22 protein-coding genes are annotated in these 23,198 nt (G+C 65.8%); 6 read left to right on the forward strand and 16 right to left on the reverse strand.

Features of this window, described 5'->3' with window-relative positions:
* From gatB to C7411_RS03155, 3 genes are all read left to right on the forward strand, one after another.
* Nucleotides 1–1,476, forward strand: a complete 1,476-nt coding sequence (gatB, locus tag C7411_RS03145) for an Asp-tRNA(Asn)/Glu-tRNA(Gln) amidotransferase subunit GatB (RefSeq protein WP_110383169.1) — start codon at nucleotides 1–3, stop codon at nucleotides 1,474–1,476.
* A gap of 152 nt (nucleotides 1,477–1,628) precedes the next feature.
* The gene (locus tag C7411_RS03150; RefSeq protein WP_110383168.1) at nucleotides 1,629–2,465 is read left to right on the forward strand and encodes a PPK2 family polyphosphate kinase; all 837 of its coding nucleotides are present in this window, start codon (nucleotides 1,629–1,631) and stop codon (nucleotides 2,463–2,465) included.
* Nucleotides 2,466–2,549: 84 nt separating this feature from the next.
* On the forward strand, nucleotides 2,550–3,329 hold the full coding sequence (locus C7411_RS03155; protein ID WP_110383167.1) for an exodeoxyribonuclease III: 780 nt from the start codon (nucleotides 2,550–2,552) through the stop codon (nucleotides 3,327–3,329).
* 30 nt (nucleotides 3,330–3,359) lie between these two features.
* Here C7411_RS03155 and C7411_RS03160 read toward each other — a convergent pair whose 3' ends face one another.
* The 8 genes from C7411_RS03160 to argB all read right to left on the reverse strand — a co-directional run bounded on the left by C7411_RS03160 (nucleotide 3,360) and on the right by argB (nucleotide 11,112).
* Entirely contained in the window at nucleotides 3,360–4,490 is a 1,131-nt protein-coding gene (locus tag C7411_RS03160; protein WP_243413025.1) for a M48 family metallopeptidase, read from the reverse strand.
* The gene (locus C7411_RS03165; RefSeq protein ID WP_110383166.1) at nucleotides 4,487–5,881 is read right to left on the reverse strand and encodes an AmpG family muropeptide MFS transporter; all 1,395 of its coding nucleotides are present in this window, start codon (nucleotides 5,879–5,881) and stop codon (nucleotides 4,487–4,489) included. The genes C7411_RS03160 and C7411_RS03165 overlap by 4 nt, the downstream gene beginning before the upstream one ends.
* Before the next feature lie 81 nt (nucleotides 5,882–5,962).
* Nucleotides 5,963–6,571 (reverse strand): methionine biosynthesis protein MetW, encoded by a 609-nt coding sequence (gene metW / locus C7411_RS03170; RefSeq protein ID WP_042265442.1) that lies wholly within the window; start codon nucleotides 6,569–6,571, stop codon nucleotides 5,963–5,965.
* Entirely contained in the window at nucleotides 6,568–7,713 is a 1,146-nt protein-coding gene (metX, locus tag C7411_RS03175; protein WP_110383165.1) for a homoserine O-succinyltransferase MetX, read from the reverse strand. The genes metW and metX overlap by 4 nt, the downstream gene beginning before the upstream one ends.
* Nucleotides 7,714–8,033: 320 nt before the next feature.
* Nucleotides 8,034–8,624, reverse strand: coding sequence for an HdeD family acid-resistance protein (locus C7411_RS03180; RefSeq protein ID WP_207786522.1), 591 nt, complete (start codon nucleotides 8,622–8,624; stop codon nucleotides 8,034–8,036).
* A 60-nt stretch (nucleotides 8,625–8,684) separates the two neighbouring features.
* Entirely contained in the window at nucleotides 8,685–9,371 is a 687-nt protein-coding gene (gene slmA / locus C7411_RS03185) for a nucleoid occlusion factor SlmA (protein ID WP_110383164.1), read from the reverse strand.
* Between the two features lie 45 nt (nucleotides 9,372–9,416).
* The gene (locus tag C7411_RS03190) at nucleotides 9,417–10,160 is read right to left on the reverse strand and encodes a pyrimidine 5'-nucleotidase (protein ID WP_110383163.1); all 744 of its coding nucleotides are present in this window, start codon (nucleotides 10,158–10,160) and stop codon (nucleotides 9,417–9,419) included.
* A gap of 52 nt (nucleotides 10,161–10,212) precedes the next feature.
* Nucleotides 10,213–11,112, reverse strand: a complete 900-nt coding sequence (gene argB / locus C7411_RS03195) for an acetylglutamate kinase (protein WP_028203194.1) — start codon at nucleotides 11,110–11,112, stop codon at nucleotides 10,213–10,215.
* A 354-nt stretch (nucleotides 11,113–11,466) separates the two neighbouring features.
* Between argB and C7411_RS03200 the strand changes: the two genes are divergently transcribed.
* Nucleotides 11,467–11,703: a cysteine-rich CWC family protein gene (locus C7411_RS03200; protein WP_110383162.1), complete on the forward strand. Its 237-nt coding sequence runs from the start codon at nucleotides 11,467–11,469 to the stop codon at nucleotides 11,701–11,703.
* On the opposite strand, the gene C7411_RS03205 is transcribed toward C7411_RS03200, so the two are convergent.
* Entirely contained in the window at nucleotides 11,693–13,336 is a 1,644-nt protein-coding gene (locus C7411_RS03205) for a hypothetical protein (protein WP_110383161.1), read from the reverse strand. The two genes, C7411_RS03200 and C7411_RS03205, sit on opposite strands and share 11 nt — an antisense overlap.
* A 117-nt stretch (nucleotides 13,337–13,453) precedes the next feature.
* On the opposite strand from C7411_RS03205, the gene C7411_RS03210 reads away from it, so the two are divergent.
* Entirely contained in the window at nucleotides 13,454–14,887 is a 1,434-nt protein-coding gene (locus tag C7411_RS03210) for an ATP-binding protein (RefSeq protein ID WP_110383160.1), read from the forward strand.
* An 18-nt stretch (nucleotides 14,888–14,905) separates the two neighbouring features.
* A complete protein-coding gene (locus tag C7411_RS03215) occupies nucleotides 14,906–15,448 on the forward strand; it encodes a response regulator transcription factor (RefSeq protein WP_028203192.1) in 543 nt (180 codons plus the stop codon).
* A gap of 76 nt (nucleotides 15,449–15,524) precedes the next feature.
* On the opposite strand, the gene hslU is transcribed toward C7411_RS03215, so the two are convergent.
* From hslU to C7411_RS03255, 7 genes are all read right to left on the reverse strand, one after another.
* Complete coding sequence (gene hslU / locus C7411_RS03220; protein ID WP_110383159.1) at nucleotides 15,525–16,886, reverse strand: ATP-dependent protease ATPase subunit HslU; 1,362 nt, start codon at nucleotides 16,884–16,886, stop codon at nucleotides 15,525–15,527.
* A 36-nt stretch (nucleotides 16,887–16,922) separates the two neighbouring features.
* Nucleotides 16,923–17,459: an ATP-dependent protease subunit HslV gene (hslV, locus tag C7411_RS03225; protein ID WP_110383158.1), complete on the reverse strand. Its 537-nt coding sequence runs from the start codon at nucleotides 17,457–17,459 to the stop codon at nucleotides 16,923–16,925.
* Between the two features lie 337 nt (nucleotides 17,460–17,796).
* A complete protein-coding gene (dksA, locus tag C7411_RS03230) occupies nucleotides 17,797–18,216 on the reverse strand; it encodes an RNA polymerase-binding protein DksA (protein ID WP_028203189.1) in 420 nt (139 codons plus the stop codon).
* A gap of 596 nt (nucleotides 18,217–18,812) precedes the next feature.
* Complete coding sequence (locus tag C7411_RS03235) at nucleotides 18,813–19,916, reverse strand: CobW family GTP-binding protein (RefSeq protein ID WP_181431309.1); 1,104 nt, start codon at nucleotides 19,914–19,916, stop codon at nucleotides 18,813–18,815.
* A gap of 276 nt (nucleotides 19,917–20,192) precedes the next feature.
* Nucleotides 20,193–21,407, reverse strand: coding sequence for a class I SAM-dependent rRNA methyltransferase (locus C7411_RS03245; protein ID WP_110383155.1), 1,215 nt, complete (start codon nucleotides 21,405–21,407; stop codon nucleotides 20,193–20,195).
* Nucleotides 21,408–21,467: 60 nt separating this feature from the next.
* On the reverse strand, nucleotides 21,468–22,370 hold the full coding sequence (xerC, locus tag C7411_RS03250; RefSeq protein ID WP_221206566.1) for a tyrosine recombinase XerC: 903 nt from the start codon (nucleotides 22,368–22,370) through the stop codon (nucleotides 21,468–21,470).
* Nucleotides 22,371–22,427: 57 nt separating this feature from the next.
* Nucleotides 22,428–23,111 carry a DUF484 family protein gene (locus C7411_RS03255; RefSeq protein ID WP_110383153.1) on the reverse strand — a complete coding sequence of 228 codons (684 nt, stop codon included), beginning with the start codon at nucleotides 23,109–23,111 and terminating at the stop codon, nucleotides 22,428–22,430.
* Nucleotides 23,112–23,198 lie beyond the last annotated feature (87 nt).

Below are 23,198 nucleotides of genomic sequence, written 5' to 3' on the forward strand. Positions count from 1 at the left end.
ATGGCAACACAATGGGAAGTCGTTATCGGTCTCGAGACGCACGCGCAGTTGTCGACGGCGTCGAAGATCTTCTCCGGCGCATCGACGCAATTCGGCGCGGCGCCCAATACGCAGGCGTGCCCCGTCGATCTCGCATTGCCGGGCGTGCTGCCGGTGATGAACCGCGGCGCCGTGGAGCGCGCGATCCAGTTCGGCCTCGCGATCGGCGCAACGATTGCGCCGCGCAGCATTTTCGCGCGCAAGAACTACTTCTATCCGGACCTGCCGAAGGGCTACCAGATCAGCCAGTACGAGATTCCGGTCGTGCAGGGCGGGCAGATCACCATTCAGGTCCCGGCTAACGAAAAGGCCGGCAACGAAGCCTACGAGAAGACCGTCAACCTGACGCGCGCGCACCTCGAAGAAGATGCCGGCAAGTCGCTGCACGAGGACTTCGCGGGCATGACGGGCATCGACCTGAACCGCGCCGGCACGCCGCTGCTCGAAATCGTCACGGAACCCGAAATGCGCAGCGCCGCCGAAGCGGTGGCGTATGCGAAGTCGCTGCACACGCTCGTCGTGTGGCTCGGCATTTGCGACGGCAACATGCAGGAAGGCTCGTTCCGCTGCGACGCGAACGTCTCCGTGCGTCCGGTCGGCCAGAAGGCATTCGGCACGCGCGCCGAGATCAAGAACCTGAACTCGTTCCGCTTCCTCGAAGAGGCGATCCAGTACGAAGTGCGCCGCCAGATCGAGCTGATCGAAGACGGCGCCACGGTGGTGCAGGAAACGCGCCTCTACGACCCGGACAAGCGCGAGACGCGTTCGATGCGCAGCAAGGAAGACGCGCACGATTACCGCTACTTCCCCGACCCCGACCTGATGCCGCTCGTGATCGATGCGACATGGGTCGAGCGCGTGAAGGGCGAGCTGCCCGAACTGCCCGCGACGATGCAAACGCGCTTTGTCGAGCAGTATGGCGTGACGCCGTATGACGCGAACGTGCTCACGTCCTCGAAGGCGATGGCTGCGTTCTTCGAGGCCGTCGTCGCGAAGGCGGGCGCCGCGCAGGCCAAGGCCGCCGCCAACTGGCTGATGGGCGAAGTCTCGTCGCAGCTCAACCGCGAGGGCCTCGACATCGCAGCCTCGCCGGTCTCGGCCGTGCAGTTCGCCGTGCTGCTCGCGCGCATCGCCGACGGCACGATCTCGAACAAGATCGCCAAGGAAGTGTTCCAGGCGATGTGGGACGAGAAGGCCGCGGACGTCGATGCTGCCGACCGCATCATCGAGGCGAAGGGCCTCAAGCAGATTTCGGACACCGGCGCGCTCGAAGCGATCATCGACGAGGTGCTCGCGGCGAACCAGAAGTCGGTGGAAGAGTTCCGCGCCGGCAAGGAAAAGGCGTTCAATGCGCTGATCGGCCAGGCCATGAAGGCCACGAAGGGCAAGGCGAATCCGCAGCAGGTCAACGAACTGCTGAAGAAGAAGCTGGGCTGAGTTTGGCTCAGTCTGAGTGAATCCCGCCTGATTCGGGCATGCTGGCAAGGCGGCGTCGCGCGTAGCAGTGCGGCGCCGCCTTGCCGCTTCAACCCCCTGCAACGGTGTTAACCGACCGGTGACGCGGTCGTATCCAGAAGAGGAGAACCCACATGGCGAAGCCCCCGAGCCTCGACGATTACCGCGTGCCGTATTTCGGCGAAAAGAAGCAGGCAGCGTTCTCGCTCGGCGCGCTCGATCCTGCCGCGAAACCGTTCTCGACCGGCAGCAAGGACGGCGACCGCAGCCGTCTCTCCGAGATCGGCGTCAAGCTCGACGTGCTGCAGGAGCGTCTGCACGCGCAGCGCCACCAGCGCGTTCTGCTCGTGTTGCAGGGCATGGACACGAGCGGCAAGGACGGCACGATCCGCGGCGTGTTCCACGAGGTCGATCCGCTCGGCCTGCGCATCGTGCCGTTTCGCGCGCCCACGCCGATCGAGGCTTCGCGCGACTTTCTCTGGCGGGTGCATCTGCAGGTGCCCGGTGCGGGCGAGCTGGCCATCTTCAACCGCAGCCACTACGAGGACGTGCTCGTGCCGCGCGTGACCGGCCAGATCGATTCGACCGAATGCGAGCGCCGTTTCCGGCAGATCCGCGAATTCGAGGCGCTGCTTGCCGAGAGCGGCACGTCGATCATCAAGTGCATGCTGCACATCTCGAAGGACGAGCAGAGGAGCCGCATCCAGGCCCGCATCGACGATCCCACCAGGCACTGGAAGTTCGATGTGTCCGATCTGGAGGCGCGCAAGCATTGGGACGCGTATCAGGCCGCGTACCATGACGCGCTCGCGGCCACCTCCACGGACTACGCGCCGTGGTACGTGATTCCCGCCAATTCGAAGTCGCATCGCAACGTCATGGTGGCCGAGTTGCTGCTGCGCCTGATGGAAAGCCTGAAGCTCGAGTTTCCGCCGGCCAAGGCCGAACTCAAGGGTCTCAGGATCGACTGAGACCGGCCGCATCCCTTCGCGCGGCGCAGTTCGGCGCGGCGCGAGAAAACGTAAAAGCAGCGCACAATCAAGAGGAAAGAAGACATGTTGCGTGTGATCACAGCGAATCTGAACGGCATCCGCTCGGCGGCGAAGAAGGGCTTTTTCGAATGGTTCGGCGAACAGAAGGCCGACGTGCTCTGCGTGCAGGAGATCAAGTGCTCGCAGGACGACATGACGCCCGAATTCCTCGCCCCGCACGACTTCACGGGCTACTTCCAGCATGCGGTGAAGAAGGGCTATAGCGGCGCGGGCGTCTACTCGCGCCACGAGCCCGACGACGTCATCATCGGCTTTGGCAGCGCGGAGTTCGACCCGGAAGGGCGCTATGTGGAAACGCGTTTCGGCAAGCTCTCCGTCATTTCGGTGTACGTGCCTTCGGGTTCGAGCGGCGAGGAGCGTCAGGCCGCGAAGTACCGCTTCATGGACGAATTCATGCCGCATCTCGCGGAACTCAAGCGCGAACGAGAAGTGATCCTGTGCGGCGACGTGAACATCGTCCACAAGGAAATCGACATCAAGAACTGGAAGGGCAACCAGAAGAACTCGGGCTGCCTGCCCGAAGAGCGCGCGTGGCTCACGAGCCTCTTCGACGACGTGGGCTATGTGGACGTGTTCCGCACGCTCGACCCGCGCCCCGAGCAGTACACGTGGTGGAGCAACCGCGGCCAGGCGTATGCGAAGAACGTGGGGTGGCGTATCGACTATCAGATCGCGACGCCCGGCATTGCGCACAAGGCGAAAAAGACGTCGATCTTCAAGGACATCAAGTTCAGCGATCACGCGCCGCTGACCGTCGACTACGACTACAAGGTCAAGAGCTGACGCCCGGCCCGGCGCGCTGCGAAACCGCGTTCATGGCGCCGACACCACCTTGCGCTTCTGCACGGCCGGGATGCCCTCGTAGTCGGGCAACTCGGCGAGCGGCTTGCCGATGGCCTTCGCGTAGAGCGGCATCATGTCGGCGAGGCGCTTGGCGATATCGGCGCGCCGCGCCGGCGTGTACGGATGCACGTAGATGAAACCCTGATCGCGGTCGGCGCGCGTCGCCACCGCGAGCTTGTCCCAGAGCGTGAGCGCCGCGCGCGGATCGAAGCCCGCGCGCGAGGCGATATCGCTGCCGATCACGTCGGCTTCGGTTTCGTCGGCGCGGCCGTAGTGCATCTCCACGAGCTGCGAGCCGATACCGAGCGGAAACACGCCGAGATCGGCGAGTCCGAAGAGTTGCGGCACGGTACCCGACTCGATCTGCGCGGCCTCTTGTTCGCCAAGGCGCTCGCGCACGTGCTCGCGCACCGCATGCGCGATCTCGTGGCCGAGCAGCATGCCGAACTCGTTGTTGTTGAGCTTCACGCGGTCGAGCAGGCCGCCGTACACGACGATCTTGCCGCCCGGCAGGGCGTACATGCGGATGTCGTTCGAGCGGATCACCGCCACTTCCCACTTCCAGTTCCGGACGCGATCGCTCCACTTCAGCGCGTAAGGCGCGAGCCGGTCGACGAACGCCCGCACGCGCTGCACGTGCGGATCGCTTTCGGCATAGAGCCGGTTCGAATGGGCCGCGCCGCGCACGATCTCGTTGAATTCCGCCGCGGCCTGCGCTTCGAGCATCGGCGAGGGAATCAGGTTGCGGTACACGGCGGCGTTGCCGAAGCGCACCACGCGGCCCGTGTTCGGCGCACCGGTAGCGACGCTGCCCGGCGCGGCGCTTGCGCCGCTGTTTGCTGCGCCGTTCGCGCTATTTGCGCTATTCGCCGGGTTCGCTGCGGCATTGCCTGCGCTCGGGGCGCTGCTTGCTGGCGGCGCGGCAGGGTTGCCCGGCATGCTCGCCGGGGCGCTCGTGGCGGCCGGATTCTCGGTACCCCACGCATTGCATGCGCAGAGGGCCGGCCAGGCGGCGGCGAGCGCCAGCACGAGCACGCGAGCGCGCTCGCCGCTGCGCTGCGGCTCCCGCGGGCTTTGCGCGACGGTCTCATGCGTGCTCACGACCGGACTCTCCACGGGGCAATACGAATGAGCAGGAGCATACCCGGTACCGCGAGCACCGTGCAGACGATGAAATAGTCGAACCAGCCGATCTTCGCGACTACGTAGCCGCTCGCGGCGGAGGCCAGCGTGCGCGGCACGGAGGCGAGGCTCGTGAACAGTGCGAACTGCGTGGCGGTGTAACGCGGATCGGTTGTGCTTGCAATATAGGCAGTGAACGCGGCGAGCGTGAGTCCCGTCGCAAAGGTCTCGAAACCGTAGACGAGCGCGAGCGCGACGGCGCGCGGGTCGAGCGTGAGCTGCACGTTGGCGCCGAAGAGACCCGCGGCCCACGAAACCGCGTGGCTCACGGCGAGCACGGCGTCGTAGATGGCGGCGAGCGAGGGCGATCCGGCGCCGAGTTGCGCGAGCCACGCGAAACCCAGAGTAGAAATCATTTGCAGGAAACCGAAGATCCACAGACCGCGCCCAATGCCGATCTTCACAAGCGCCACGCCGCCGATGATGCCGCCTGCGAGGCTCGCGCCGAACGCCGTCATTTTGGCGATCACGCCGATCTCGGTGCGCGAATAGCCGATATCGAGGAAGAACGATGTGGACAGGGTGGTCGCCATCGTGTCGCCGAGCTTGTAGAGGAAGATGAAGGCGAGCACAAACAGTGCCGCGGCCAGACCGTCGCGGCGCACGAATTCGGCAAACGGCTGCACGATCGCTTCGCGCAGGTTCCTGGGCGGCGCGCCGTGTACTTCGGGCTCTTTCACGACGAGCGTCATGATCATGCCGGGAATCATGAACGCCGCCGTCACGACGAACACGGTGCTCCACGGCAGGTGGTCGGAGAGGATCAGCGCGAGCGAACCCGGCACGAGCGCCGCGATCTTGTAGGCGTTCACGTGCACGGCGTTGCCGAGACCCTGCTGCGTATCGGTGAGCAGTTCGCGCCGGTAGGCGTCGATCGAGATGTCCTGGCTCGCGCCGAAGAACGCCACGAGCGCGGTGAGCGCGGCCACGGTCCAGATCGAATCTTTCGGCGAAACGTAACCGAGCGTGCCGATGGCGAGCGCCACCAGGATCTGCGTGACGAGCATCCAGCCGCGCCGCCGCCCCGGGCGCCAGCCCGGCAGGCGCGGCACGTAGCGGTCCATGAGCGGCGCCCAGACGAACTTCCAGGTGTACGGGAACTGGATCAGCGCGAAGAGGCCGATCTCCTTGAGATTGACGCCCTCCGAGCGCAGCCACGCCTGCACCAGATAGACGAGCGTGAAGAGCGGCAGCCCGGAGGTAAAGCCGAGGAACACGCAGATCAGCATGTGCGTATTCAGATACGCACGCCAGCCGGGGTGGGATTCGTGAGCGGTAAGAGCGGGTGCCTCGTGGGGCGGATTCTGCATGTCGTCGTTAGCGGCGGCGGTGTTGGGTGCGGTTCCTGACGAACCGGTCGGGCAGAAAAACACGCGACGCCGCGTACGGCGTCATTTTTTTCTCACGCGATAGACCGCAAGACTACCACGCCAGTTCACACCCCAACGAACGGTCTGACCCCCATGGAGCACGGCGCGGTCGAGAATTTCGATGCCCACCTCGGGCGCGAGCGCCTCGAAGTCCTTCACCGTGAGAACACGCACATTAGGCGTGTTATGCCACTGGTAGGGCAGCGACTTCGAAACCGGCATGCGTCCGCGCAACACCGAAAGCCGGTGCGGCCAGTAGCCGAAGTTCGGGAACGAGACGATGCACTCCTTGCCCACGCGCGCCGTCTCGCGCAGGATGGCGGCCGTCTGGTGAATGGTCTGCAGTGTTTGCGAGAGGATCGCGAAGTCGAAACTCGCGTCCTCGAACAGGCGCAGGCCGTCTTCCAGGTTCTGCTGGATCACGTTGATGCCGTTTTTCACCGAGGCGAGCACGCCCGCGTCGTTGATCTCGATGCCGTAGCCCGAACATTCGAGCTCCTCGCAGAGCAGCGAAAGCAGCGCGCCGTCGCCGCAGCCGAGGTCGAGCACCGTGGCGCGCGGTTCGATCCAGCGCGCGATGGTGCGAAAGTCGGGACGGGCGGAAAGACTGTCGAAAGCGCTCTGGTTCATGCGCCCACCTCAGCAGCAATACGTTCGTAGTAAGCGCGCACCACATTGTGATAGCGCGCGTCGTCGAGCAGAAAGGCGTCGTGGCCGTGCGGCGCGTCGATTTCCGCGTAGGTCACCTGGCGCTTGTGATCGAGCAGCGCCTTCACGAGTTCGCGCGAGCGCGCGGGCGCGAAACGCCAGTCGGTCGCGAAGCTCGCCACGAGGTATTGCGCCTTCGTGTGCGCGAGTGCGCGCGTGAGGTCGCCGTCGTACGCCTTGGCGGGGTCGAAGTAATCGAGCGCGCGCGTGATCAGCAGGTAGGTGTTGGCGTCGAAGTAGTCGGCGAACTTGTCGCCTTGATAGCGCAAGTACGACTCCACTTCGAATTCCACGTCGAAATTGAAGTTGTAGGCGTTCTCGGCGCCTTCCGCGCGGCGCAGCGCCCGGCCGAATTTCTCGGCCATGTCGTCGTCGGACAGATAGGTGATGTGGCCGATCATGCGCGCCACGCGCAGGCCGCGGCGCGGCTTCACGTTGTGGGCGTAGTAGTCGCCGCCATGGAAGTCGGGGTCCGAGAGGATGGCCGAACGCGCGACCTCGTTGAACGCGATGTTCTGCGCCGAGAGCTTGGGCGTGGAGGCGACCACGATGCAGTGGCCGAGGCGATCCGGATAGCGCAGGCTCCACGCAAGCGCCTGCATGCCGCCAAGGCTGCCGCCCATCACCGCGGCGAACTTCTCGATGCCGAAGCGATCGGCCACGCGCGCCTGGGCGTCCACCCAGTCCTCGACGGTCACGACCGGAAACTTCGCGCCATAGGGCTGGCCGGTGGCCGGGTCGAGGCTCATCGGGCCGGTCGAGCCGAAGCACGAGCCGAGATTGTTCACGCCGATCACGAAGAAGCGGTTGGTGTCGAGCGGCTTGCCCGGGCCGACCATGTTGTCCCACCAGCCCACGTTTTTGGGGTCGTGCGCGTAGACGCCCGCCACGTGGTGCGACGCGTTGAGCGCGTGACAGACGAGCACCGCGTTGCTGCGCGCGGCGTTGAGCGTGCCGTAGGTTTCGACCACGAGGTCGTACCCGGCCAGCGCCGTGCCGTTCTGCAGTTGCAGGGGCGCGTCGAAATGCAGTGTTTGAGGAGCGACGATGCCGATCGATTCCATTCGTTCCGCCTTGGTTTTTCGGGCGGCTAAACGGTGTCGGCGGGCGCGGAGTGCGAAAGGAGTGGCGCAGCTGACGACCTCTTTAGCCGCATTTATATCGAACTCCCGGGCCGAAATTCAACGACGGCCCTGAAGTTCACGCGCCCGCAATCGAGTCAGCAAATCGGCGCGTGGGTATTGCAAAAGGAACGCAGAGTATATCGGAAAAAGTGCAAAGCGACGCGGCACGCGGGAAAGGCAGGCCGGGCGGCGCGCTGCCGCCCGGCGCCTTGGACCGCCGCTTCACGTGCCCGCGCACCGCGCGAGGCCGCGAAGCCTTATCACTTCCCGGGGGCGGGCGGATGCGCGTTGCGCCAGCGGCGCAGCTGCAGGGCCGCGATGATCATCAGGAGGCCGTAGAGGACCGCATACGCGGCGATCACCCAGATCAGCGAGAGCGCGCCCGCGCCGGGGAACATCGCGAAGAAGAAGCCCACCGTGGCCGAGAGCAGCCCCGAAATGCCGACCGCCCACGGATGCGCGATGGCGTGCCGGTACTGGATCGCATAGACGATTTCGAAGATGCCCGTGAAGAACGCCCACACGCCGATGATCATCACGAGGACGATGGCCGTCTCGCCAGGCCAGAAGAACGCCACGAGGCCGGCGATCACGCCGATCAGACCGATGATGATGTAAGTCCAGCGCCGCGTGCCGCCGCCGCGCGCGCCGTAGATGAGCGCGAACGCGCCGTCGACGAGGGCGTAGGCGCCCCAGACGATGGCGAGCGTGAGCACGGTGAGGCCGGGCAGCGAGAAGGCGAGCACGCCGAAGAGGATGGCGGCGATGCCGCGCGCGACGAGCCAGCCCCAATGGGCGGAGAGGCCCATCAGGATGGGCGGCAGGCCGAGGGGAGGAACGGGACGGTTCATGCGACGGTTCTCCTGGTAGCGACGCGAGCAGCCGCCACGAAAAAAAGCCGCGCGGCCGCGCTATTGAAGAATGATGCGGATCTGCTCGTCGGCGTGCTCGCCCGGTGAGCGAGTGAAACCGCTTTGCGCGTAGCGATGCCAGCAACCGATCACATAGCGCACGACCAGATTCGCCCGGACCGTTGGATCGTATCCTTTGGCGGCAGGCTTCGCGTTGACATGGTCAGACCCCGAAATAGCCTGGCGCTCGGCCTCCTGTGCGAGGTCGACGCGCAGGCACTGGCGCAGCGACGCCTCGACGCGGTCGAGCATCTGGTTCACGCGCTCGGCAAGGCGCTCGTGCTCGCCCACGAGGGCCTCGCAGGTCAGCACGCGGGTCATGCCGGCGTTGCGTGTGGAAAAGTTGACGAGCATCAGGGCGATCGCGCGCGCCTGCAGGACGCCGCTCGGTTCTTTTTCGACGATCTGGTTGATGAGCCCGAAGAGCGTCTGCTCGATGAAATCGATCAGGCCCTCGTACATCTGGGCCTTGCTCGCGAAATGGCGGTACAGCGCGGCCTCGGAAACCCCCAGGCGCGCGGCCAGCGCCGCGGTGGTGATTTTTTCGCCGCGCGGCGCCTCGAGCATGGTGGCGAGCGTCTGGAGAATGTGGATACGGCGTTCGCCCGGCTTCGGGCGGGGGGCGCGGCGGGCCGCGCCCGGCGATTCTGCTGCTTCGACTGCTTCACGCGTTTGTGTCGGCTGCATGGATATCGTCCCTGGCGTTGGCCTCTGGGTGTGCGCTCCCCCGTTTTACCTCGAGCGTCCCGACTGCAGGCCTGGTTTCAGGGATTTTAGCGAACGAATGCGACGATCGACATAGTGAGGCTTGCCGGTGCCCGGCAGGTGCGCAGGCAAATGCCCGGTGATCCAGACGGTGCGGATGCCGAGGCGCCGGTAGCGCTTGAGATGGCTGCGCGTGTCTTCGATCAGGATCGCATCGGCGAGCGCCACGCCCGCCCGGCGAAGCGTGCCGCGCAGCATCGCGCAGTCGGGCTTGGCGCGCCAGTGGCTGCGCGAGCGCATGCCTTCGATGGCGATCACGCGTTCGAAGCGCCGCTCGATGCCGAGCGCCGCGAGCACCGCGTGCGCGTAGTCCTCGGGGCCGTTGGTGAGAACGATCTTGCGCCCGGGCAGCGCGGCGAGCGTGCGGGCGAGACCGCGCTCGGCATGCAGCATGCCGTGCAGGTCGTCGAAGGTGTGCACGACCTTCAGGAAGTCGTGCGGGTCGATCGGATGGTGGCGCGTGAGGCCGAGCAGCGTCGCGCCGTAGCGGCGCGTGTAGCTCGTGCGCAGGTGATTGGCTTCGTCGCGGCTCACGCCGAGCGCATCGACGATGTACTGCGTCATGCCGGCATTGATGGCCGGAAAGATCGCACGCGACGCATTGTGCAGCGTGTTGTCGAGGTCGAAAAGCCAGACCGGGCTGCCCGCTGCGCGGGCGACGCGGCGCGGCCGGTGCCGGGCACGCCTGGCATGAAGGCTGGAGTCGGTCATCGCGGACGTGGGACACGGCGGCGGCACCGCGCCGCCGCCGGGAGGACGGGGCTTAATGCGAGCGGATCATCGTGCCGAACGGCTGCTCGGTCAGGATTTCCAGCAGCACGGAGTGCTCGATGCGGCCGTCGATGATGTGCACCGAGCGCACGCCGCTCTTGGCCGCGTCGAGCGCCGACGAAATCTTCGGCAGCATGCCGCCCGAGATCGTGCCGTCTTCGAAGAGGGCATCGATCTCGCGCGCCGAGAGGTCGGTGAGCAGATTGCCCGCCTTGTCCATCACGCCCGGGATGTTCGTCATCATCACGAGCTTTTCGGCATTGAGCACCACGGCGAGCTTGCCCGCCACGAGGTCGGCGTTGATGTTGTACGAGAGGCCGTCTTCGCCGAAGCCGATCGGCGAGATCACCGGAATGAACGCGTCGTCCTGGAGCGCCTTCACGACCGCCGGGTTGATTGCCTCGACTTCGCCCACCTGGCCGATGTCGATGTACTGACCGGGGTTGTCGCGGTCCGGCATCATCAGCTTGCGGGCGTGGATCAGGCCGCCGTCCTTGCCGGTCAGGCCGACCGCGTGACCGCCGAAGTGGTTGATGAGCGTGACGATGTCCTGCTGCACCTCGCCGCCGAGCACCCACTCGACGACTTCCATGGTTTCTTCGTCGGTCACGCGCATGCCCTGGATGAACGTGCCTTGCTTGCCGATCTTCTTGAGCGCCGTGTCGATCTGCGGGCCGCCGCCGTGCACGATGACCGGATTGATGCCCACGAGCTTGAGCAGGATGACGTCGCGCGCGAAGCCCTGCTTGAGCCGCTCTTCGGTCATGGCGTTGCCGCCGTACTTGATGACGACGGTCTTGCCGTGATACTGGCGAATATAGGGCAGCGCTTCGGCCAGGATTTCGGCTTTCAGGGTGGGGGCGATCTGCGAAAGGTCGATGGGCTCGGACATGGCGGCGGAGACTGGACGAAAAACGGACGAAACTCGCGGACGAAGATCCGCGGACGAAAAGCGCGGCCGCAAAACGGTCGAAACAGGCCGGATTGTACAGGACTGGCGCGGTGCAGCAGGGAAAACGGCGGGGAAAACGACGCGCATTTCAGGCTCGGCGAGGCCCATGCGCAACACCGGCGCGAGTGCCTCGGCAGCGCCGCGAAACGGGGTGAGAAACGGGGTGAGAAACGGGACGAAACCGGCGGGGAATGGCGGGGATGGCGGGCGTGAAAAGCGGGGCTCAGGACGCGCGCGCCGGCTGTGGCATCATCTTCCTGTCGCCAACCCATGGCTTCGAGAGGAGTGCGCGCCATGACCGCCTCCGCCGTGCCCGCCACCGGCATGAAAAGCGCCCGTTGCCCGCGCTGCGGCAATAGCTTCGATTGCGGCAGGAATACCGAACCGTTCGATTGCTGGTGCAAGTCGCTGCCCGCGCTGCCCGCGAGCGAGCTGGACCCGCGCGGGCGCTGCCTTTGCCCCGAATGCCTCGCGGCGGCGGCGGCTCCGGCAGCGGGAGCCGCGCACAAGGGCAGGCGCGCTATGCCCTGAATGGCGCGCCGTGCGCGAGCGCCGCGAAATCGGCGCTCACCTCGTCGAGCACGGGCTCCCACTGTTTGAAGGTCGTTTGACGATACAGCCGGGTATGCGGATACCACGGGCTGTCGCGGCGATCCAGCAGCCAGACCCAATGCGGATTCACGTCCAGCAGCACCCAGGCGCGCTTGCCGAGGGCGCCCGCAAGATGCGCGCTCGACGTGCACACGGAAATCACCAGGTCGAGCGCGTCGACGAACGCGGCGGTGTCGTCGAAGGTCTTCCACTGCCCGCTGAAGTCGGTCACTTCGAAGCCCGCTTCGCGCGCTACGGCAATGTCATGCTGCGCGCCGGGCTGCAGCGAATAGAACGCCACGCCCTCGATGCCGCCGAAGTGCCGGGCATACCGCTCGAGCCCGACGCGGCGAAACGGATTGCGTTTGTGCGTGAGGCTGCCCGTCCACGCGAGCCCGACCTTCAGGCGCCTTTCGCCCGCAAGGCGTTCGCGCCAGCGCGCCGCCGCCACGGGGTCGGCCTTCAGATAACCCCTGGGGCCCGGGATCGTCGCTTCCCCGGCGCCGAATATGAGCGGCAGGCTCAACAGCGAGACTTCGCAATCGTAGGGCGGCAGGTTTTCGACGGGGCCGCCCGCGCAGTACAGGTCGCAATGGCTGCCGAGGCTGCGCGCGAGCAGCGCGCCCATCTGCGGAAACGAATTCCAGACGAGCCGGCCGCCTTCGCGATGCACGCGCCCGGCGAGCATGGGCACGTAGCGGCAGAATTGCAGCAGGTCGCCCATGCCCTGTTCGCCCCATACCAGCAATGTGCGACCCGCGAGCGGCTCGCCTCGCCACTCGGGCTTCGGGAACACCGGGCGCCCTGCGGCCAGTTCGCTCGACCCCTGCCAGCGCATCTCGTGTCCGGGCCAGCCTTCGGCATAGTTGCCCCGCAGAAGCTGGATCATCGACAGGTTCAAGCGTAGCGATGCGTCGTTGGGCGCATACTGGCAGGCGGCGCGCGCCGCGCGTTCAGCCTCGTCCCACTGCTGGGCTTCCTTGCAGGCCATCGCATGGTTGTTCAGGGCGAGCGGGCTTTGCGGTGCGAGTTCGAGCGCGCGGCGGCTCGCGTGGAGTGGGCGCGCCGCGTCGGTGTCGGTTGGGAACACACGGGCAAGGTTGATCCAGGCGTTGACGTTGTCGGGCGCTTCGGCGACCGTTTCTTCGAGCAGCGGCAGAATCTCACGGTCTCCAAAATTGATCTGCATCAAAGCTGTAGCAAGATTGTTGCGCAGATTGGGAAACGTCCGCGCGATTCCCAGCGCGTGGCGGTAAGGTTCTACCGCTTCGGCGTGACGGTTTGCAAACTGCAGCGCGAGGCCCGCGGCGAACCACGCGGCGGCCCGCTTCGGCGAGAGCCGGGCGATTGCGGCGCTCAGGCGCACGGCTTCTTGCGCCATGGCGCTATCCTGTGCGCGAGCGGCGATGGTCATGAGCGCGTCGTCGTCGAGGCCGCGCAGCGCAGCGCGCGTGGCGGCCAGCAATTCGTGTGCGCACGCACCGGCCGCCTCGGCGGTCCCAGCGGCGGCGTCGATGAAATCGAAAAAGAGATTGCGCACGGTGTGGAGTACGTCGGGGGGCGAGGCCTGCATTGTTCCGTCTTGCTTGTCAGAAAGCGCCGAGGTAATTGTGCTCGGCGGATGACATAGATTGAACCAAACCCTTTCAAGATGATGAATCAGAGAAGTCTTAACCGGTAAACTGACGGCATGTATCGCATAACTGTCAGTGCTCGCGTCAATCTCAGCCACCTATTCTGGCTGCGCAGTCTCGCCATCATTGGCCAGCTCTGCACGATCGCGTTCGTGCAGCTCTTCATCGGCGTGCAGTTGCCGCTGCCCGCCATGCTGTTCGTGATCGCCATGGAAGTGGCGTTCAACGGCGTGACCTGGCTGCGCGTCACGCAGGATCGTCCCGAGTCGAATCTCGAACTGTTCGGCCAGCTCTGGGTCGATCTCGGCGCGCTTTCCGCGCTGCTCTTTCTTTCCGGCGGCACGACCAATCCGTTCGTCTCGCTCTACCTGCCCTCGCTCGCCATCGCGGCCGCCGTGCTGCCGTGGTATCTCACCGCCTGGCTCGCGGCCTTCGCGGTGGCCTGCTACGTGCTGCTCGGCTTCGACAACGTGCCGCTCAATCTCGACAATCCCGCCAACCTGTTCGACTACTACCGCGCGGGCATGTGGGTGAACTTCATGGTGAGCGTGTGCCTGATCGTGTGGTTCGTCGCGCGTATGTCGCGTGCGCTGCGCCAGCGCGACACCGCGCTCGGCGACGCGCAGCAGCGCCTGCTGCGCGACGAGCGCGCCGTGGCGCTGGGCGTGCAGGCCGCCACCGTGGCGCACGAGATCGGCACGCCGCTCTCGACCATCGCCATGCTCACCGAGGAGCTGCGCGACGTCGCGCGTACGGACAAGGGCCTCGAACCGTATGCCGCCGACCTCGAGCTGCTCGACAGGCAGATCTCGCTTTGCACTTCGGCGCTCGCACGGCTGAGGAGCCGCGCGTCGTCCACGGGCGCCCGCCAGCTCGTGGGCGAATGGCTCGGGCCGTTCGTCGAGCAATGGCGCCTGCGCCATCCGCACGTGAAGTTCGAACTCGTCGACAACGGACCGGGCGACTTCGCCCTCGACGACACCGTCGCCGTTGGCCAGATCCTCACCATCCTGCTCGACAACGCCGCGCGTGCGAGCCGCGATTTCGTGATGCTGCGTGCCTATGCGGCCGCGCGGGCCGGTTACGTCGAATTCGAAGTCAGCGATGCGGGGCCCGGAATCCCGTCGTCGTTGCGCGCATCGCTGGGCGCCGCGCCCGTCGACAGCACCCAGGGCGGTCACGGCGTCGGGCTGTATCTGGCGTTTTCGTCGGCGGCGCGGCTTGGCGGCTCGATCGAGCTCGACGACGTCACGCCGCCCGGCAGCGCGTCGGGCGAAGTGAGCGGCGCAGAGGACGAGACGCCGACTGGCGGCGCAACCGGGGGCGGCATGCGCACGCGCCGTGCGCGCGGCACCCGCGCGGTGCTGCGCTTGCCGGCGAAGCAGGTCAAGGCGGGTCAGGCAAACCCTGCGGCGGCGCGCGAAGGCGCAGCGCCCGCGGGTTCGGAGATTGGATCAGGTGATGGGCCGACCCGGCCCGGCGCCGCGTAACAACACGGAGAATTAGGCATGAGCGATATGAGTTTTCTGGTCATCGACGACGACGAAGTGTTCTCCGACATCCTCACGCGCGGCCTCACGCGGCGCGGCTTCGAGGTGAAGCAGGCACACAATGCTGAAGAGGCGATTCGCTTCGCCAACCAGCAGAAGTTCTCGCAGATCACCGTGGACCTGCATCTCGGCAACGACTCTGGCCTTTCGCTCATCGCGCCGCTGCGCGAACTGCAGCCGGACGCCCGCATGCTCGTGCTCACGGGCTACGCGAGCATCGCCACGGCGGTGCAAGCCGTGAAGGACGGCGCGGACAACTATCTGGCCAAGCCCGCCAACGTCGAGATGATTCTCTCTGCACTCCAAAGCGACGCGAGCGCCATGCAGGCCGAAGAGGCCATCGAGCACCCGGCGCCGCTCTCGGTCGCGCGGCTCGAATGGGAGCACATCCAGCGCGTGCTGGCCGAGCACAACGGCAACATCTCGGCCACGGCGCGCGCGCTCAACATGCACCGGCGCACGCTGCAGCGCAAGCTCGCGAAGCGCCCGGTGCGCCAGTAAGGCAAGTCCGGCGCGGCAAAAGATAAGGGACCCCGTGGGGTCCCTTATTTCATGCGCCACGCACCCTGCGCCGCGCCTAGAGCACGTAACGCGACAGGTCTTCGTCCTGCGCCACTTCACCGAGCGCCCGGTCGACATAGGCGGCGTCGATGGTCACGCTCTTGCCCGCGTGATTGCCGGCCGCGAACGACACATCTTCCAGCAGCTTTTCGATCACCGTGTAAAGACGGCGCGCGCCGATGTTCTCGGTCTTCTCGTTCACGGAGAAGGCGATTTCCGCGAGGCGGCGAATCCCGTCTTCGGCGAAATCGAGCTGCACGTCCTCGGTCGCGAGCAGCGCCTGGTACTGCTTCACGAGGCTCGCGTCGGTCGCGACCAGAATCGCTTCGAAGTCCTTCACGGAGAGCGAATCGAGTTCCACGCGAATCGGGAAACGGCCCTGCAGTTCGGGAATCAGGTCGCTCGGCTTCGAGAGATGGAACGCGCCGCTCGCGATGAACAGGATGTGATCGGTCTTGACCATCCCGTATTTCGTGTTGATGGTCGTGCCTTCCACGAGCGGCAGCAGATCGCGCTGCACGCCCTGACGCGAAACTTCGCCACCGCTGCCCTCGTTGTTGCGCGAGGCGATCTTGTCGATTTCGTCGAGGAACACGATGCCGTTCTGCTCGACGTTCTGCACGGCCTTTTGCTTGACCTCTTCGTCGTTGAGCATCTTGCCGGCTTCCTCGTCGGTCAGCAGCTTGAGCGCTTCCTTGACCTTCACCTTGCGGCGCGTTTTCTTGCCGCCGCCGAGATTGGCGAACATCGAGCGGATCTGCTCGGTCATGTCTTCCATGCCCGGGGGGCCCATGATGTCCATGCCCACTTGCGGCTGCTCGACGTCCAGCTCGATTTCCTTGTCGTCGAGCTGGCCTTCGCGCAGGCGCTTGCGGAAGGTCTGCCGCGTGGTGCCGTCGTTGTCACCCCGGCCGCTTTCGGCGTGGCTCGCCGCATCGGACGAGCCGAAGCCTACCGGGCGCGCCGTCGGCAGCAGGATGTCGAGAATGCGGTCTTCGGCCTGATCCGTCGCCTTGCTGCGCACCTTGCGCATTTCCGTTTCGCGCGTCTGCTTCACCGAGATTTCGATGAGGTCGCGCACGATGCTGTCCACGTCGCGGCCCACGTAGCCCACTTCGGTGAACTTGGTCGCTTCGATCTTGATGAACGGCGCGTCCGCGAGCTTGGCGAGACGCCGCGCGATTTCGGTCTTGCCGACGCCCGTCGGCCCGATCATCAGGATGTTCTTCGGCGTGATTTCCTGGCGCAGCGGCTCGGCGACCTGCTGGCGGCGCCAGCGGTTGCGCAGCGCGACGGCCACGGCTTTCTTCGCGTTCGCCTGGCCGATGATGTGCTTGTCGAGTTCCGAGACGATCTCGGCGGGGGTCATGGTGCTCATCCTGATTCCTTCTCGTCTGTACAGTCGGTTGGCGAGTTATTCGATGGTTTCGATCACGCGGTTGTGATTCGTGTAGATACACATGTCGCCTGCGATCTCGAGCGATTTTTCGACGATCTCGCGCGGCGTGAGTTCGGTGTTCTCCACGAGCGCGCGGGCCGCCGCCTGTGCATAGGCGCCGCCCGAACCGATCGCGCAGATGCCGCCTTCCGGATCGAGCACGTCGCCGTTGCCGGTGATCACGAGCGTCGTGGTCGCGTCGGCGGCGATCAGCATGGCTTCGAGGCGGCGCAGCATGCGGTCGGTGCGCCAGTCCTTGGCGAGTTCGACGGCGGCGCGCGTGAGGTTGCCCTGATGCTTTTCGAGCTTGGCTTCGAAGCGGTCGAGCAGCGAGAACGCGTCGGCGGTGCCGCCGGCGAAGCCGACCATGACCTTGCCGCCGTAGATGCGCCGGACCTTCTTCGCGCCACCCTTCATGACGATGTTGCCGAGGGTGACCTGGCCGTCGCCGCCGAGCGCGACCTTGTCGCCGCGCCGCACGGATACGATCGTCGTGCCGTGAAATTGCTCCATGTGCTTTCCTTTTTACCGTTGATGCCGGGTGGGATGCGAAGGTGATGTGCCTGCCGCCTTCGGGTGGGCGCCGCGGTGCTCGCGCGCCGTGCACGCCGGGGGCGCCGCCGCCCTGAATCCGGATGCGCCGCGCGCGCCTCTCGCGCGCCGCGAACGCATATCAATTGCAGTTTAGGGCGGCGCAGGACATATCAAGGGCCGCGGGCGCAGAAAACGGCTCGGCGGCCAGCGGTGAAATGGCGCGCGCAAAAGAAAAAAGCGCACGGTGCTCCGTGCGCTTCGACAGGGAAGGCAAGTTGCTAGCCGCGCAAGCAGGGCTTCGCGGCCGGAAAAAAGCTCAATCGCCGAACAGCTTCTGGCGCAGTTCGCGCCGCTCTTGCGCTTCGAGCGAGAGCGTGGCGGTAGGACGCGCGAGCAGACGCGGGATGCCGATCGGCTCGCCCGTCTCTTCGCACCAGCCGTAGTCGCCGGAATCGATGCGGGCGAGCGATTGCTGCACCTTCTTGAGCAGCTTGCGTTCGCGGTCGCGCGTACGCAGCTCGAGCGCATGCTCTTCTTCGATCGTCGCGCGGTCGGCCGGATCGGGAACGATCACGGTTTCGCGCAGATTCTCAGTGGTCTGGCCCGCATTGCGGAGAATTTCCGCCTGCAGCTGTTCGAGCCGGTTCTTGAAGAAGGCGAGCTGATCCTCGTTCATGTAATCCTTGTCGCTCATCTTCAGGATTTCGGCTTCGGTCAAGAGTCGTTTCGTCGTCATCTGGCTTGCTTCTTCAATGAGTGAGGCAAAACTGGCACATCTTGCCTGCACTTTTGTGTTGCCCGCAGTGGCCGCGGTGGCCAATACCAACCTTTACCACTTTGCCAGGCGCAGTCACCGCGCCGTTATATGCGCGCTGGCGGGCACGGACGATGAACTGTCGTGACGCCCGAAGCGCCGCTGCGGGGCCGAACTCCTCTGGAAACCGGTCATCAGATGCTTCTGAGGCATATATCGTACCGACTGCGCGCTGCGACCGTTGCGCTGCCGGCGGGGCGTCCCTCGGCTGGATTGCGGGGCACCTCTCTTCCAGTGGGGCCGTATTGTAACCGAACCGCAAACTCGCGCCGCAAGCGGGAAATCCCTGCGGCGGCCCGCCTGTCGCCAGGCCGTTTTGCGAACCGGTCGATATCCAGAAAATATAACGCGCCAATCGTGAAAAAGCGATGGTCGGGTACGTTATTTGACGCCCGAACCCGCAAGGAGGTCCTGGCGCACGCCGCAAATTCTGCCCCCGCGCCGCGCTGCAGCGCGCAATGTCCAGACGGAAACGCCCGGCAGCGGGCCGGGCGTATCGGGAAAAGCGTGGAAATCCGTCAGGCGAGGCAGGCGTCGAGCCCGTCGGTGATCAGATCCTGCGGCAGCTCGATGCCGATGAACACCATCTTGCTGCCCTTCTTCTCGATCGGCAGCCACTTGGCGGCCAGGTCGCTGCCCATCATCTGGTGCACGCCCTGGAACACGACCTTGCGGTCCACGCCCTTCATGTAGAGCACGCCCTTATAGCGCAAGAGGCGCTCGCCGTAGATCTGCAGGATGCCGCCAAGGAAGTCTTCGAGGCGGTTGGGATCGAACGGACGGTCGCTGCGGTAGACGAACGACTTGATCTTGTCGTCGTGGTGCGCGTGATGGTGGTGGCCGTGATCGTGGCCTTCGTGGTTGCACTGGCCGTGATCGTGGTCGCAACCGGCGTGGTCATGCGCATGGTCATGATCGTGATGCGCGTGGCCGTGATCGTGCGCGTGATCGTGATCGTGCGCGTGATCGTCTTCGGCGAGGAAGTCGGGGTCGATCTCGAGCTTCGCGTTCAGATTGAAGCCGCGCAGGTCGAACACTTCCTTGATGTCGGCGTCGCCGAAATTGACCTGGCGGATCTGCGCCTTCGGGTTCATGTGCAGCACGCGGTGGCGCAGGTCGGCGAGTTCCTCCTCGTCGACGAGGTCGGCCTTCGTGATGAAGAGGCGGTCGGCGAAACCCACCTGGCGCTGCACCACTTCGTGCTCGTCGAGCTGATGGTTGCCGTGCTTGGCGTCCACGAGCGTGATGATCGCGTCGAGCAGGAATTCGTCGGCGATCTCGTTATCCATGAAAAACGTCTGCGCAACGGGGCCCGGATTCGCGAGGCCGGTGGTTTCGATCACCACGCGGTCGAAGTCGAGCTTGCCGTCGCGCTTTTGCTGCGCGAGGTCGCCGAGCACGCGCGCGAGGTCGCCGCGAATCGTGCAGCAGATGCAGCCGTTGCTCATCTGGATGATCTGCTCGGTGCTGTCCTGCACGAGGATCTCGTTGTCGATGTTCTCTTCGCCGAACTCGTTCTCGATCACGGCGATCTTCATGCCGTGCTTCTCGTTCAGGATGCGCTTGAGCAGCGTGGTTTTACCGCTGCCGAGGAAGCCGGTCAGGATGGTGACGGGAATCATGCTGGTTGCCATGCTGTCTGCCTGGTAGGTGTTCGAGGGGTACGTTCAGGCGCGCCGCTTCGTGCTGTCGCTGCCTTCGAGTGTTACAACATAACTGTCTATTGAAACATATCTGCGCCGCGCCCGCTTGCGGCGGCCGGGCGCGAGGCCCGCGAGACCCGCGAGACCCGCGAGACCCGCGAGACCCGCGAGACCCGCGCGATCCAATCGGGGGCGCGAACAGCCGGCCCGAAAGACGTTCCGGCGTGGCGCCGAAAAGCCTCAAGTAAGGCCGTCTCAGGCGATTTGCAACAGCAGGCCCTTCAGATATTCGCCTTCCGGAAACGCCGTGAGCAGCGGGTGATCCACACCCGCGCCAAGGCGCTTGAGGATACGCGCATCCACCCTGGCGTCGGCGGCGGCGCCCGCCACGATCTTCTGGAACAGCGCCGGATCGATCGCACCCGAGCACGAATACGTGAACAGCAGGCCGCCCGGACGCAGCAGCTTGAAACCCGTGAGGTTGATGTCCTTGTAGGCGCGCGCGGCGCGGTCCACGTGCTCGCGCGAGGCCGCGAACTTGGGCGGATCGAGCACCACGAGATCGAAGCGCTCGCCTTCGTCGTAGAGGCGGCGCAGCGTCTTGAAGGCATCGGCGTCGAGCCAGGCGGCGCGCGCGGGGTCGAAGCCGTTCGCCTCGACGTTCCTCTGCGCCGTGGCGAGCGCTTCGCCCGAGGAATCGATCGACACCACGCGTTTCGCGCCGCCCTTCATGGCCGCGAGCGAGAAGCCGCCGGTGTAGCAGAAGCAGTTGAGCACTTCGCGCCCGCGCGCGTACGTCTGCACGAGCGCGCGGTTGTCGCGCTGATCCACGTAGAAGCCGGTCTTGTGCCCGTTGCGCACGTCCACGTGATAGCGCACGCCGTTTTCGCTCGTGATGATCGTTGCGGGCGGTTCGTCGCCGGCGAGCAGACCGGTGGTCTGTTCGAGCCCTTCCTTCTCGCGGATCGACACGTCCGAGCGCTCGTACACGTTCGGGCAGCCCGTTGCCGACGTGAGCGCGGCGACGATCGCTTCCTTCCACGCCTCGACGCCCGCCGCCATGAACTGGCACACGAGCTGGCCGCGGCCGCTTTTTGCAGCCTCGCCGCCGTCTTCGACGTAGTAGTCGACGATCAGGCCAGGCAGGCCGTCGGCCTCGCCGAAGATGAGGCGCACCGCGCCCGTGTTGCTCACCATCGCGCGGCGGTCGGCCGCGGCGCGCTGCACGCGCCGCTTGAAGAACGCGTGGTCGATCGGCTCGTTTTCGTCGAAGCTCCACACGCGCGCGCGGATCTGCGAATGCGGGCTGTAGGCGGCGCGCCCGAGAAAGCGGCCGTCGGCCGAGCGCACGATGACGGTCGCGCCCGGCGCGGGCTTGCCTTCCACGCGGTCGATCGCGTTCGCGTAGACCCACGGATGGCGGCGCAGCAGGGATTTTTCTTTGGACGGCTTGAGGGTGACGATATTCATGATGGGTTCGATGGGTCGCGGCACGGCTACCGCGCAGCGTGGCGCGAGCGCCCTGGCGTATCAATCGCGCTTCTTGGCGCGCGGATGGGCGGTGTCGTAGACCTTCGCGAGATGCTGAAAGTCGAGCGACGTATAGACCTGGGTGGCCGAAATGCTCGCGTGGCCGAGCAGTTCCTGTACGGCGCGCAGGTCGCCGCTCGACTGCAGCAGATGCGTGGCGAACGAGTGGCGCAGCACGTGCGGGTGCACGTTCGCGGGAATGCCCGCCGCGATGGCGGCGCGCTTCACGCGCTCGCGCACCACGCCGGGCGCCATGCGGTTGCCGCGCACGGAGAGAAAGAGCGGGGCGTCGTCGTGCCTGACGAAGGCGCTGCGGGCGGCAAGCCAGGCGTCGAGCGCGTCGAGCGCCTTGCGCCCGACCGGCACCATGCGGTGGCGGTTGCCCTTGCCCAGCACCTCGACTTCGGCGGCGTCGCGCTTGAGCCAGCCCGCCGATTCGTAGCCGTCGCGCTTGACGTAACGCACGTCGAGTCCCACGAGTTCGGCGAGCCGCAGCCCCGACGAGTAGAACAGCTCGAGCATCGCGCGGTCGCGCAGGGCCTCGGGGCCGCCTTCCTGCGTGCCGGCGACGGCAGGCGCTTCCATGAGATGCGCGGCGTCGTCGACGGAAAGCGCCTTCGGCAACGTTTTGGCGCGCTTGGGCGCTCGCACGGCGGCCACGGGATTCGCGTCCATTTCGATGCGCCCCGCGAGCCAGCGATAGAAGGCGCGCCAGGCCGAAAGCCGGTGCGCGATCGAGCGCGCCGAGAGGCCGCCCGCATGCGCGCGCGCCACCGCGCCTCGCACTTGTGCGGCGCTGATCGCTTCGAGCGGCTTGCCGCCGGCGAGCTTTTTCAGCTCGTCGAGCTCATGCGTATAGCCGCGCAGCGTGTGCGCCGAGAGCCGCCGCTCGTGTTCGAGCATCGCGAGATAGTCGGCGATCGGGTCGGTTGGGTTCACGTCGGGCGGCTTGGGTGTGTGTCAGTGCGGCAGCAGGCGCGAGAGCGCCGCGCTCGCCAGTGCACCGATCTGCGTGAGAAAGTCGGTGGCCATGCCTTCGTGGAAGCGGCGCGGGTCGGGCGAACCCATCACCAGCAGGCCGAAGGCTTCGCCCACTGGCGCGTCGTTCGAGTCCACAACGGGTGCGCGCAGCGCGATGATCGCGACCGATTCGGCGGCGCCGTCGGCCGGGTCGAGCCATTGCGCGGCCTCGAAGCCGGTGTTCGCGCCGCAATACGGCGTGTCGAGACTATTCGCGAAGATGCGCACTTCTTCGCCGGTTTGGCGCGCGAAATCGGCCTGGCTGTAGGCCTCGGCCACGTCCCACATGCGCAGCGCCGCCTGCGGCATGTCGAACACGTCGCGCAGGTTCTGCGTGATCGAGCGCGGCAGCGCGTACGGATCGCGCTCGGCGATCATGCGCGTGGTCCAGCGGTTGAACTTCGCGGCGATCGAATCGTTCTCGTGGCCGTAGCGCAGCAGCTCGGAGAGGCGGCGCTCGAGATGCTTGTTCTTCTCGCGCAGCATTTCCATCTGGCGCTCCTGCAGCGAGACGGCAGCCTTGCCGTGCGGATTGCCCAGCTTGATCGTCGCGAGCAGTTCGGCGTGCTCGACGAAAAAATCGGGGTGGGCGAGCAGATAGTCGGCAACTTCGCGATCGTTCATGTTGTGGACGCGTTGTAGTTGTGAGGCGCGCGCAGCGGCGCGCAGTCTGTCATGCGGCTGATTGCTTTCGAGTATTCGTGCGGCGCG

The sequence above is a fragment of the Paraburkholderia silvatlantica genome (assembly GCF_003096715.1).
Classification (GTDB): Bacteria; Pseudomonadota; Gammaproteobacteria; order Burkholderiales; family Burkholderiaceae; genus Paraburkholderia; species Paraburkholderia silvatlantica.

What these genes read in the sequence shown, in the direction of transcription:
- C7411_RS03200 (WP_110383162.1), top strand. Translation starts at nt 11,467, where the DNA reads ATGACCGCCTCCGCCGTGCCCGCCACCGGCATGAAAAGCGCCCGTTGC.
- metX (WP_110383165.1), bottom strand. Translation starts at nt 7,713, where the DNA reads ATGGAATCGATCGGCATCGTCGCTCCTCAAACACTGCATTTCGACGCG.
- C7411_RS03245 (WP_110383155.1), bottom strand. Translation starts at nt 21,407, where the DNA reads ATGAATATCGTCACCCTCAAGCCGTCCAAAGAAAAATCCCTGCTGCGC.
- C7411_RS03155 (WP_110383167.1), top strand. Translation starts at nt 2,550, where the DNA reads ATGTTGCGTGTGATCACAGCGAATCTGAACGGCATCCGCTCGGCGGCG.
- C7411_RS03205 (WP_110383161.1), bottom strand. Translation starts at nt 13,336, where the DNA reads ATGCAGGCCTCGCCCCCCGACGTACTCCACACCGTGCGCAATCTCTTT.
- C7411_RS03255 (WP_110383153.1), bottom strand. Translation starts at nt 23,111, where the DNA reads ATGAACGATCGCGAAGTTGCCGACTATCTGCTCGCCCACCCCGATTTT.
- xerC (WP_221206566.1), bottom strand. Translation starts at nt 22,370, where the DNA reads ATGCTCGAACACGAGCGGCGGCTCTCGGCGCACACGCTGCGCGGCTAT.
- hslU (WP_110383159.1), bottom strand. Translation starts at nt 16,886, where the DNA reads ATGAGCACCATGACCCCCGCCGAGATCGTCTCGGAACTCGACAAGCAC.
- dksA (WP_028203189.1), bottom strand. Translation starts at nt 18,216, where the DNA reads ATGACGACGAAACGACTCTTGACCGAAGCCGAAATCCTGAAGATGAGC.
- slmA (WP_110383164.1), bottom strand. Translation starts at nt 9,371, where the DNA reads ATGCAGCCGACACAAACGCGTGAAGCAGTCGAAGCAGCAGAATCGCCG.
- argB (WP_028203194.1), bottom strand. Translation starts at nt 11,112, where the DNA reads ATGTCCGAGCCCATCGACCTTTCGCAGATCGCCCCCACCCTGAAAGCC.
- C7411_RS03190 (WP_110383163.1), bottom strand. Translation starts at nt 10,160, where the DNA reads ATGACCGACTCCAGCCTTCATGCCAGGCGTGCCCGGCACCGGCCGCGC.
- C7411_RS03210 (WP_110383160.1), top strand. Translation starts at nt 13,454, where the DNA reads ATGTATCGCATAACTGTCAGTGCTCGCGTCAATCTCAGCCACCTATTC.
- C7411_RS03180 (WP_207786522.1), bottom strand. Translation starts at nt 8,624, where the DNA reads ATGAACCGTCCCGTTCCTCCCCTCGGCCTGCCGCCCATCCTGATGGGC.
- C7411_RS03235 (WP_181431309.1), bottom strand. Translation starts at nt 19,916, where the DNA reads ATGATTCCCGTCACCATCCTGACCGGCTTCCTCGGCAGCGGTAAAACC.
- metW (WP_042265442.1), bottom strand. Translation starts at nt 6,571, where the DNA reads ATGAACCAGAGCGCTTTCGACAGTCTTTCCGCCCGTCCCGACTTTCGC.
- C7411_RS03150 (WP_110383168.1), top strand. Translation starts at nt 1,629, where the DNA reads ATGGCGAAGCCCCCGAGCCTCGACGATTACCGCGTGCCGTATTTCGGC.
- C7411_RS03215 (WP_028203192.1), top strand. Translation starts at nt 14,906, where the DNA reads ATGAGCGATATGAGTTTTCTGGTCATCGACGACGACGAAGTGTTCTCC.
- C7411_RS03165 (WP_110383166.1), bottom strand. Translation starts at nt 5,881, where the DNA reads ATGCAGAATCCGCCCCACGAGGCACCCGCTCTTACCGCTCACGAATCC.
- gatB (WP_110383169.1), top strand. Translation starts at nt 1, where the DNA reads ATGGCAACACAATGGGAAGTCGTTATCGGTCTCGAGACGCACGCGCAG.
- hslV (WP_110383158.1), bottom strand. Translation starts at nt 17,459, where the DNA reads ATGGAGCAATTTCACGGCACGACGATCGTATCCGTGCGGCGCGGCGAC.